The 311-nt window shown below is 53.1% G+C and carries 1 protein-coding gene; it reads right to left on the reverse strand.

All coding sequences use genetic code 11. The annotated features are described in order from the left end of the window. Positions 1-206: 206 nt before the first annotated feature. Positions 207-311, reverse strand: a 105-nt coding sequence (locus VJI93_RS08615) for an IS3 family transposase (RefSeq protein ID WP_324009292.1), incomplete at its 5' end; no start/stop codon positions are given.

Below are 311 nucleotides of genomic sequence, written 5' to 3' on the forward strand. Positions count from 1 at the left end.
CGTTTGCACGTCGCCACATTTAGTCACGAGTGTGTCGGTGTTGATTCAATTTGCGTGCCAGTTCAGTCTGTTGCTGCATGGAGGGCCATCCGAATAAGGCTGCCCCTGCTGCTGCTTGAACCAAGGCATAGATGCCGTAAATCAGTCCTGCCCCCACGCCTTGAGCGGCTGAAACGCCAAAGACGGATTGAATCGCCCCGGGTTTTCTAGACGTTCCCGAGCCTCTGAAAGTATTGCTTTTCAAACTCTACCGGCGAGAGCTCGTTGCTCGAACCATGCCGACGCTTCACGTTGTAGAACATCTCTATGTA

The sequence above is a fragment of the Parvimonas sp. M20 genome (genome assembly GCF_035282425.1).
Lineage (GTDB): Bacteria > Bacillota > Clostridia > Tissierellales > Peptoniphilaceae > Parvimonas.